This is a genomic window from Arthrobacter sp. 135MFCol5.1 (assembly GCF_000374865.1).
Lineage (GTDB): Bacteria > Actinomycetota > Actinomycetes > Actinomycetales > Micrococcaceae > Arthrobacter.
The window spans coordinates 93,895-100,848 of sequence record NZ_KB895466.1 but is presented as its reverse complement, the minus strand read 5'-3'; the positions used below and the strand labels follow the sequence as shown (position 1 = coordinate 100,848).

The following is a 6,954-nucleotide window of genomic DNA, read 5'->3' as shown; positions in this document are numbered from 1 at the left end:
GGCACCACCGATGCCCGGAACCTGGCCCAACTCTGCCCCCGACACCACCGCCTCAAACACCACAGCACCTGGACCCCCGACCCAGCCACCAAAAACGAACCACCCGGCTGGACCTCACCCACCGGCCGACACTACAAACCCGAACAACACGACCCCCAACCAACCCACTGGCCACCAGGAACCCTGCCGCTTGCCGAACTCCCAGCGTGCCCGGCTCTGGAGACGGAGGATCCGGAAACGGAGGAGCCTGACGGGAACTTGATTGAGCCGGATCAACTCCCTCCAACAGATCCTGTGTGGGACGACTTCTACGCTATGCCGTTCCTCCTGCCGCCAGACCCGGCGAGGCGATGGGACGTCGTCTTGTGGTAGGAACTTCCGATGAACGAATGTGTCTCAGGCGGTGGCTCCGGAAGCCAACAGCCCACCGCTAGGCCCTGGCTCCCGTGCCCAGGGCCATGGCCAGCAGGGACACCCGGCTGTGGACTCCGCATGTCTGGAAGAGTTGCTTGAATTGGTCCTGGATCGTGTACGGCGTCACGCCCTGGGCGTCCGCCATGGCTGCCGTATCGGCCCCTGCCGCAGTGAGCCAGAGCAGTTCCCCCTGCCGGGGTGACAGGCCAAACGCCCGGGCAAACATGTCAAGCCTCGCGGCAGGCGTGCTGGCCTGAATCGTCACGGCCACCGGTGGAGTGGGTCCGGACACCTCCGACTCCATGCGGTTGGCCCGCAGGGAGGCCCAGCGGCCCGCCCCGACGTAGACCCTGCATTCCGCGGGGTGGGTGTCCACCAGCGCTTCCCGTGCCGCCAGCTGGGCCGCAACGTTCAACACCTCAGGCACCTGATGGTGAGGGACCGGACCAGGCTGAAGCAGCTTGAGCCAGTCGTCCACGGACGCCGTTCGGCCAGCTATCGCCAGATCGTCGTCCAGGGTGAGGACAGCCTGCTCCGGCAATCCGGGCTGCCCGGATCCTGTCCCGGATGCCTGGTCCGGGCCAGGTTCCGGATCCGGTCGAATCCAAAATTGCCTGGCTACGGACCTCCGCAGGCCGGCGGTCACTGCCGCTGCCAGCTCGCCCAGGTAGGCAGTTTCTTCGTCCGTGAAGGGGACCGAATCGCCGGTCCGCCACAAATCGAGCCAGGCCCAACACCCATACTTGTCGGCAAACACGGCGGACAGGACATCGCGGACGCCATAGCGTTGCAACACGCCACTCCACACCGGGCTGCGGGAGGGCTCTCCCTGCGTTGCCTTCAGGAGGGATTCCGCCGGCTCCGGCCAACGCATCAGCTCGGTCCAGCGGGCCGCCCGGGAGAGGTACTTGAGGCGGATAAGTGTGGGCAATTCCTGGGGGCAGGGAGTCCTGGCCCTCGGCGCCATCCCCACCGTCGTGACGGGATCACACAACGGCCAAACGAATGCATCGAAAGGCACCATGGTGGCCACTTCTGCCAGAATCGCTGTCCGGAGGGCTTGGTGATCCAGGTCCGAGCCTGCCAGGAGTCGGATGCGCTCCTGGCTCCGGTCTGCAGCCCAGCCCTTGGTCATGTTCCAAGTATGCTCCGGCAATCCTGCGCGACCCGGCGGCGCTGCCACCCAGAATTCTGGGATACCCGCCGCAGCCCGGACCATCTAGCTTTAGCAGCGTGGAGCGTCCTCCAACCTGGCGGGACGAGTAAGGAGACTGGAATGTTCACCCTGCAGATCGAACACAGAATCACAGATTTCAGCACATGGACGGCGGCATTCGACCGGGATCCGGTTGGCCGGTCCGCGTCAGGGGTTCTCGCGCACCGGATAGGCCGGCCCGTGGGCGAACCGCAATATGTTGTTGTGGAACTCGACTTCGCGGACCTGGCCCAGGCAGAGCAGTTGCTCTCGAACCTCCAAACACAGGTATGGCGTTCGCCGGCGGACGCCCCTGCGCTCGCCGGCGCGCCAAAATCGCGCATCCTCGAGGCGGCGTCCTAGCCCCCGCCTCCGGCGCGGTGAAATTCCGAGCGCATGAATGGTGAGTAGGACGAAGCCTTGCCGTCCACACCCGCCTCCGGGGCATCGTCGCCGTCGTTACGCCCGTGCGAACGCAATTCGGTGACGTGTGTCAGGACACCGTTCGCCACCTCGATCGAGTGGCGCGTCCAGCCTCCGGCATTGCGGCGTTCAACACGGATGACACCGTCGCGCGAGGTGCAGCGGGCGGCGTTGCCGGGCGGCACGCCGGTGCTGTCAACGTAATACCACAGCACGTCGTTGTGGACCGGATCGATCGTGAATATGCCGTGGCCCTCGAAGTGGCTGCCGTCCGGTTCGACGTGCCGGTAGCTCTGCACCACGCCGAGACCCCCGGCAACCTGCGTGTAGGACACTTGGGCGCTCACGCGGTGTTCCGGCCCCCAAGGGCCGGCAGCAACGTGTGTGTAGCCCTCCCAGTGACCCAGCAGGTTCGTTAACTCCGGATGTCCGTGCTTCGCTCCTGGCCCGTTCACCGTTCCGCCTTCCCCTGCCGAAGATCATTCCTACTCAGGATGTACTCTGCAGAGCCGGGCCGCCAGCGTCTCCGCGGCGCAGGGTGCCACAGGCCGAAGGTTTCGGTCTCGTCGAACGGACCCACCAAAATGACGGTGCGCTCGTCGAACGGGCCCACCAAGGTGACGGTGCGCTCGTCGAACGGCCCGCAACGGTGACGGTCCGGGGCGCGGAGGCTACAACCCGAACGTCTCGTCTTCGTCGAACGGGCCCACCACGGTGACAGTGCGCGGTGCGGCGGCGAGTTCGGCGGCGAGTTCCTGGACCTGCTCCGCGGTGACGGCTTTGATCTGGCGCAGGGTTTCGTCAATGTCCTGGTATTCGCCGGAGACCAGTTCGGCGCGGCCCAGCCGGGACATCCGGGACCCGGTGTCTTCGAGTGCCAGGACGATCCCGCCGCCGAGTTGTCCCACGGCCTTGCGCAATTCATCGCCTGAAATACCGTGCTCCGCGAGCTTGTCCAACTCCACGCCCAGCAGGTCCAGCACCTGGCGGACCTTTGACGGAGTGCAGCCGGCGTACATCCCGAAGTAGCCGGCGTCGGCGTAGGACGAGGCGAAGGAGTAGGTGGAGTACACCAATCCGCGCTTCTCGCGGATTTCCTGGAAAAGCCGGGAGGACATGCCGCCGCCCAGGACGGCGTTCAGGACGCTCATGACGTAGCGGCGCTCATCCGTGGCAACGATGGTGGGGCACCCCATGATGATGTTGGCCTGTTCCACTGCGCGCTTGACCACGTGCAGTCCCGCCGTTCCGGTGATCTGGGCGCGTTCGGTGGGGCGCCGGCTGACCGGGGCCGCATCCGGCTCAAGCGACCATCCTGCGGATTCGAGGGCGTCCACCACGAGTCCGCAGACAACGTCGTGGTCCAGGCCGCCCGCGGCGGTGATGACCAGTTCCTGGGGCTTGTAGTACTTGCGGTAGTGGTCCCACACGGAGTCGCGGGCCACGGCTTTGATCGCTGCGGGGGTCCCGCCGATCGGCCGTCCCAGGGGGTGGCTGCCCAGGACGGCGGCCACAAAGTGTTCGTGCGCAACGTCGGTGGGGTCGTCGCTGTCCATGGCGATTTCCTCAAGGATGACGTCACGTTCCTGCTCCATCTCATCCGGGTCCAGGACGGCGCCGGTGATCATGTCCGCAATGACATCGATGGCCATGGGCAGGTCCGAATCCAGGACACGGGCGAAGTAGCACGTGCTTTCCTTCGCGGTGGCGGCATTCGATTCTCCGCCCACCTCGTCAAACGCCGAGGCGATCTCCAGGGCGGTGCGCCGGCGGGTGCCTTTGAACAGGAGGTGCTCAAGGAAGTGCGTGGAACCGTGCTGGCCGGGCGCCTCGTCACGGGATCCGACGCCCACCCAAAAGCCGATCGTGGCCGACCGTTGGCCCGGCATCGCTTCCGTCAGTACCCGCACTCCCCCGGGCAGCACGGAACGGCGGACTTCGGACCCGCCGTCGGAGCCATGGACCAGGGTGTCGCCGGCGTGGTTCTGCTCAAGCGGCAGGGGTACAACAGTCATTGAAGCCTTTCAGGACGGGCAGCCGGATCTGGCTGCCATCGTAACAGCGGCGGGACCGGTGGATCATCCACCGGTCCCGCCGATTCATGCTGGTGCCAAGCGAGGGCTGTTAGACGTCAGCGCCTTCAGCCGGCTCCGTGGCGTGGACGCGCTCGGTGTCGGCCGGAGCCTCTTCCTCGGCGACCACCGGGGCGAGCGAGAGCTTGCCGCGGTCATCGATCTTGGTGATCTCAACCTGGACCTTCTGGCCCACGGAGACGACGTCCTCGACGTTGTCCACGCGCTTGCCGTTGGCCAGCTTGCGGAGTTCGGAGATGTGCAGGAGGCCGTCCTTGCCCGGGGTCAGCGACACGAAGGCACCGAAGGTGGTGGTCTTGACGACCGTACCCAGGTAGCGTTCGCCGATTTCCGGGACCTGCGGGTTGGCGATGGCGTTGATGGCGGAGCGTGCTGCGTCTGCAGACGGACCGTTGGTGGCGCCAATGTAGACCGTGCCGTCGTCCTCGATGGAGATGTCGGCGCCGGTGTCTTCCTGGATCTGGTTGATCATCTTGCCCTTGGGGCCGATGACCTCGCCGATCTTGTCCACGGGGATCTTGACGGCGATGACGCGCGGTGCGAACTCGGAGAGCTCGTCCGGGGTGTCGATGGCCGAGTTGATGACCTCGAGGATGTGCAGGCGGGCTTCGCGGGCCTGCTTCAGCGCTGCAGCCAGCACCGAGGCGGGGATACCGTCGAGCTTGGTGTCCAGCTGGATGGCGGTGACGAACTCGGCCGTACCGGCAACCTTGAAGTCCATGTCGCCGAAGGCGTCTTCGGCGCCGAGGATGTCGGTCAGTGCCGCGTAGCGGGTCTGGCCGTCAACCTGGTCGGACACCAGGCCCATGGCGATACCGGCGACGGCGGCCTTCAGGGGCACACCGGCGTTCAGCAGGGACAGGGTGGATGCGCAGACGGAACCCATCGACGTCGAGCCGTTGGAACCGAGGGCCTCGGATACCTGGCGGATGGCGTAGGGGAATTCCTCGCGCGACGGCAGGACGGGGACCAGGGCGCGTTCGGCCAGGGCGCCGTGGCCGATTTCGCGACGCTTGGGCGAGCCCACACGGCCGGTTTCACCGGTGGAGTACGGCGGGAAGTTGTAGTTGTGCATGTAGCGCTTGCGCGTTACCGGCGACAGCGAGTCGATCTGCTGTTCCATCTTGAGCATGTTCAGCGTGGTGACACCCATGATCTGGGTCTCGCCGCGCTCGAAGATGGCCGAACCGTGAACGCGGGGCAGGACCTCGACCTCGGCGGTGAGCTGGCGGATGTCCGTCAGGCCGCGGCCGTCAATGCGGATCTGGTCCTTGAGGATGCGCTGGCGCACAACGTGCTTGGTGACCGAGCGGAAAGCAGCGGACAGCTCTTTTTCGCGGCCTTCGAACTGACCGGCCAGGCCCGCCAGGACTTCGTCCTTGAGCGCGTCGGAGGCGTTGTCGCGTTCCTGCTTGTCGGCGATCTGGAAGACAGCTGCCAGCTTGTCGGCGGCAGCGGATTCGACGGCGGCGTAAGCGTCATCCTCGTAGTCCAGGAAGACCGGGAACTCGACCGTGGGCTTTGCGGCGCGCGCGGCGAGATCGGCCTGGGCGTCGCAGAGAGCCTTGATGAACGGCTTGGCGGCCTCGAGGCCTTCGGCCACGACCTCTTCGGTGGGGGCGGTGGCGCCCTGTTCCTTGATGAGGTTCCAGGAGTTGTCGGTGGCTTCGGCTTCAACCATCATGATGGCGACGTCGTCGCCGGCAACGCGGCCGGCGACCACCATGTTGAAGACCGAGTTCTCCAGCTGGGAGTGCTTGGGGAACGCAACCCACTGTGAACCGTGCTCGTCAGCAACGAGGGCAACGCGGACGCCGCCGATCGGGCCGGAGAACGGCAGGCCGGAGAGCTGGGTGGACATCGAGGAGGCGTTGATGGCCACGACGTCGTAGAGCTCGTCCGGGTTGATGGCCAGGACGGTGACGACGATCTGGACCTCGTTGCGCAGGCCCTTGATGAAAGCGGGGCGCAGCGGGCGGTCCATCAGGCGGCAGGCCAGGATGGCTTCGGTGGACGGGCGGCCTTCGCGGCGGAAGAACGAGCCCGGGATGCGGCCGGCAGCGTACATGCGCTCTTCGACGTCGACGGTCAGCGGGAAGAAGTCGAAGCCTTCACGCGGGTGCTTGCCTGCGGTGGTGGCGGACAGCAGCGCGGTGTCGTCGTCGATGTACACCATGGCTGCGCCGGCGGCCTGCTTGGCGAGGCGGCCGGTTTCAAAGCGGATTACACGCTTGCCGAAGCGGCCATTGTCAATGACAGCCTCTGAGAACTGGATTTCGGGACCCTCCAAGAGAGTCACCTCCGTTTCTGTTTCACGGAAGTCCAGCCGCATCAACCCAGCCCAGCATCTGTCTACTGGCCCTTGCACCCGGTCATCGATCGAGACCCACGGGCCGCCGGCTTCAGTCAACGAAGCCGTTCCCGGGGATCACTACCGAGGACCGCGAATGCGTGATGCGGTTGATCCTCCTGTTTAGTTTTTCATTTGAAGAAGGCGGCCCGTTCCGGAGGGAAAGGGCCGCCCCAAAGCCAGACTAGCGGCGCAGGCCGAGACGCTCGATGAGCGTACGGTAGCGGGCGATGTCAGTCTTCTTGAGGTAGCTCAGCATACGCTTGCGACGACCAACCATGGCCAGCAGACCGCGCTGGGTGTGGTAGTCGTGCTTGTGCTCCTTCATGTGCTCAGTCAGATCCTTGATCCGCTGGGTCAGGACGGCAACCTGGACCTCGGGTGAACCGGTGTCGCCTTCGGCGGTTGCGTATTCCTTGATGATGGACTGCTTTACAGCGGCGTCAAGTGCCACAATAACTCCTTGGGAATGTGCCGTG

At 65.5% G+C, this 6,954-nt stretch carries 6 protein-coding genes; 1 reads left to right on the top strand and 5 read right to left on the bottom strand.

The annotated features are described in order from the left end of the window. Positions 1-430: 430 nt before the first annotated feature. Positions 431-1,549: a helix-turn-helix transcriptional regulator gene (locus tag C563_RS0118135; RefSeq protein WP_018763494.1), complete on the bottom strand. Its 1,119-nt coding sequence runs from the start codon at positions 1,547-1,549 to the stop codon at positions 431-433. Positions 1,550-1,690: 141 nt separating this feature from the next. Here C563_RS0118135 and C563_RS0118130 point away from each other — a divergent pair, with 141 nt between their 5' ends. Then, positions 1,691-1,972 carry a hypothetical protein gene (locus C563_RS0118130; RefSeq protein WP_018763493.1) on the top strand — a complete coding sequence of 94 codons (282 nt, stop codon included), beginning with the start codon at positions 1,691-1,693 and terminating at the stop codon, positions 1,970-1,972. On the opposite strand, the gene C563_RS21605 is transcribed toward C563_RS0118130, so the two are convergent. The 4 genes from C563_RS21605 to rpsO all read right to left on the bottom strand — a co-directional run bounded on the left by C563_RS21605 (position 1,969) and on the right by rpsO (position 6,929). Then, positions 1,969-2,487: a DUF1579 family protein gene (locus C563_RS21605; RefSeq protein WP_081624209.1), complete on the bottom strand. Its 519-nt coding sequence runs from the start codon at positions 2,485-2,487 to the stop codon at positions 1,969-1,971. The two genes, C563_RS0118130 and C563_RS21605, sit on opposite strands and share 4 nt — an antisense overlap. Positions 2,488-2,703: 216 nt before the next feature. Next, positions 2,704-4,047, bottom strand: coding sequence for a M16 family metallopeptidase (locus C563_RS0118120; RefSeq protein WP_018763491.1), 1,344 nt, complete (start codon positions 4,045-4,047; stop codon positions 2,704-2,706). 109 nt (positions 4,048-4,156) lie between these two features. Further along, complete coding sequence (locus C563_RS0118115; protein ID WP_026265073.1) at positions 4,157-6,415, bottom strand: polyribonucleotide nucleotidyltransferase; 2,259 nt, start codon at positions 6,413-6,415, stop codon at positions 4,157-4,159. Between the two features lie 244 nt (positions 6,416-6,659). After that, positions 6,660-6,929 carry a 30S ribosomal protein S15 gene (rpsO, locus tag C563_RS0118110; RefSeq protein ID WP_018763489.1) on the bottom strand — a complete coding sequence of 90 codons (270 nt, stop codon included), beginning with the start codon at positions 6,927-6,929 and terminating at the stop codon, positions 6,660-6,662. Between the last annotated feature and the right edge of the window lie 25 nt (positions 6,930-6,954).

What these genes read in the sequence shown, in the direction of transcription:
- C563_RS0118135 (WP_018763494.1), bottom strand. Translation starts at nt 1,549, where the DNA reads ATGACCAAGGGCTGGGCTGCAGACCGGAGCCAGGAGCGCATCCGACTC.
- C563_RS0118130 (WP_018763493.1), top strand. Translation starts at nt 1,691, where the DNA reads ATGTTCACCCTGCAGATCGAACACAGAATCACAGATTTCAGCACATGG.
- C563_RS0118120 (WP_018763491.1), bottom strand. Translation starts at nt 4,047, where the DNA reads ATGACTGTTGTACCCCTGCCGCTTGAGCAGAACCACGCCGGCGACACC.